Genomic DNA, 2,330 nt, shown 5'->3' with positions numbered 1-2,330 from the left:
TTTCCAATTGCGAGTTGAAAAAGTCTAATGATTCTATGAATACACCTAACTTTTTCAACTAACTACAAATGTGTTGCACTTGGGATTTGAATCTGCGAACTCATTTAAACTTATTTTGGTGTTTTAGTATTGATGTAACGACATTCTTATTTAAAAATGTAGGTGATATGAAAAATAATAGTAAGTTGATTTATTTAGTTATTACGGCAATCGTAGTAGCTTTTATTGGATTTTTTATTTTTGCCAAAAAAAGTGATGATGTACATAGTAAAGAGCTGATGGAAACTCAAGAAAAGATCAGTTCCAACCGTAATACTCTTAATGCTAATGACGGTATCACTAACAATGCGTCCAATCTCCCTCATGGAATGCCTCCTAAATGGGCAAAAAGTATGATTGCTATTAATGATAGCCCTACATATTCACGAGAAGATAAAATCCATAAGCTAGTTGATTTGTTGAAACAAAATGAATCGAATCCTGATGCATTAAGTGCAATTCTTATATCCCTAACGAAATTAAACCCAATTGAAGCAGCAGACGATATTATTCCTTATTTAAAGGATACGAATCCAAAGGTTCAAATTTTGGCTCTGGGTGTTCTTTATAATGCTTCCCTACTCACTAAGAAAGAACATGAGCTTAAGCGTTCACTTTCAGAGAATGAAGCTGTTCGTAAACGGATTATTGAAGCCGTTAATGAGCTTAAAGTAGATCCAAATACGTCAGATGAAGTAAAGAAAGTATTAATTGCCACTTTCCCATAGATAAATCCTTCTTTAAAAGGCAAATAACAACTGATTTTATAGAGCATTCTTAATTCACTATTGAGTGGAAAAACATCCCGATTTAACATAATGGCTGTTATACGAAATTAGTAGTTTTTACGCGGAATTCCTAACGTATTCATCTTTTGTCTTATATCTTTATTTTTACCAATAGGTAAAATATATTCATAACCTACATCGAAAAGTAGGTAATTAAGAAAAAAATTACAGCGTTTTATAAGCCTTATAGTAACGGGAGAGACTATAGGGCTTTTTATTTATCTTAATATTCATATATCTATGATAAAGCCATGATGCTCTGCGATATAGAAAACCGGCTTGAGAATAGACCGGTCTTTTATGATATTTGCTAAAATACTCTTTTGAAATATAAAAAACTAAGCGTGTATAGCACTGGGTCTAGGTGTTTTTTGGGCTTAGTTATTAGCGTTATTTAAATAAGTATAAGTCAATTTTTACCTAAGGGATTTGCTTTTCAACTAGTTCCAATTTCTTTAATGCTTGCCCTTTTTTATGATCATTATCAATCTTTACAACCAGAGCTAAAATAAAAACCATCACTATAAAAACAAGGTAAATCAAATGCTTTTTCATCATTAATTCCGTCTTTTGACCTTTAAGAATGCCTTGCTCCTTTGTAAATAGATATGACATAAGGGAAGCACTGATACAAGCCTTTTTAAATGACTTTAGCAACTCGATAAACAGTTGCAACTCCACAATTCACTGCTTTGGCAATTTCTTCCTTAGTCATATTGCCAGCTGCTAGCAATTCTTTTATTCGTTTGTGCTTAGCCTCATTGGCTTTCTTACCTGTTGGTTTGTAACCCGAACGTGCCAGGCCCTGCTTAATACGTTCTATACGTTTCTCATTGTCCAGGCGGGCCATTGTTGCCAGGAGATCAATCAACATATTGTTGATGAGATCCAGGATTGAATTAGTAATGCTGTCACTGGTTTGAATCATTTGGTAGGTAGTAGGAAGATCTGCTACGACTAAACGAAGTCCCTTCTCCTGGATCCTGCGCTTCAGCTCTTGAAAATCCTGTTGGGTTAGGCGTGATAATCGGTCAATACTTTCAACCAACAAGGTGTCACCTTGATTTGCTTCTGACAGTAGCTTATTCAATTCAGGTCGGTCTAACTTGGTACCACTATAGTTTTCCACGTACACAATGGTTTCGCCCAAATTCAAGTTTTGGTTTAGATCCTGAAGAATCTGCAAAGCCCTTTCTGCATCTTGATCTTTAGTTGAAGCTCGTAGATAAATACGTGTATTCATTTCTATCATTTAATCTTAATTCTGTTAGATTAATGATAACACTATCATTTAATTATTGCATTAAGTCTAATGATAGATATTGTATGCGATTTGGCTCGCTATCATTCAGCTATAGTCTTTTGATAAAAAAAGCATGACTGGAAGCCATGCCTTGGGAATTTGTATAACGTGTATTATGTTAATTTTAGGGAAATTTAAGAATCTCTATGCAATGGTTTATTCAATATTCTTTGATTTCTTATCTTTTAGGTTAATCAGAA

At 33.9% G+C, this 2,330-nt stretch carries 3 protein-coding genes; 1 reads left to right on the top strand and 2 read right to left on the bottom strand.

Going from position 1 to position 2,330, the window contains the following annotated elements; genetic code table 11:
• Positions 1-167: 167 nt before the first annotated feature.
• Complete coding sequence (locus tag ACG9ZB_RS16615) at positions 168-767, top strand: HEAT repeat domain-containing protein (RefSeq protein WP_180185718.1); 600 nt, start codon at positions 168-170, stop codon at positions 765-767.
• A gap of 480 nt (positions 768-1,247) precedes the next feature.
• Here the strand turns inward: ACG9ZB_RS16615 and ACG9ZB_RS16610 are convergent, their stop codons facing one another.
• Both ACG9ZB_RS16610 and ACG9ZB_RS16605 read right to left on the bottom strand, forming a co-directional pair.
• Entirely contained in the window at positions 1,248-1,442 is a 195-nt protein-coding gene (locus ACG9ZB_RS16610; RefSeq protein WP_044432560.1) for a hypothetical protein, read from the bottom strand.
• Between the two features lie 25 nt (positions 1,443-1,467).
• Positions 1,468-2,079, bottom strand: a complete 612-nt coding sequence (locus tag ACG9ZB_RS16605) for a recombinase family protein (protein ID WP_044432563.1) — start codon at positions 2,077-2,079, stop codon at positions 1,468-1,470.
• Positions 2,080-2,330 lie beyond the last annotated feature (251 nt).

The organism is Acinetobacter johnsonii (assembly GCF_048551975.1).
GTDB classification, from domain to species: Bacteria; Pseudomonadota; Gammaproteobacteria; order Pseudomonadales; family Moraxellaceae; genus Acinetobacter; species Acinetobacter johnsonii_A.
Note: the sequence above shows the minus strand (reverse complement) of the source record. Positions and strands in the feature narration are given on the sequence as shown.

Excerpts from the sequence above, each read along its gene's own strand:
- ACG9ZB_RS16615 (WP_180185718.1), top strand. The coding sequence starts at position 168 with ATGAAAAATAATAGTAAGTTGATTTATTTAGTTATTACGGCAATCGTA.
- ACG9ZB_RS16610 (WP_044432560.1), bottom strand. The coding sequence starts at position 1,442 with ATGTCATATCTATTTACAAAGGAGCAAGGCATTCTTAAAGGTCAAAAG.
- ACG9ZB_RS16605 (WP_044432563.1), bottom strand. The coding sequence starts at position 2,079 with ATGATAGAAATGAATACACGTATTTATCTACGAGCTTCAACTAAAGAT.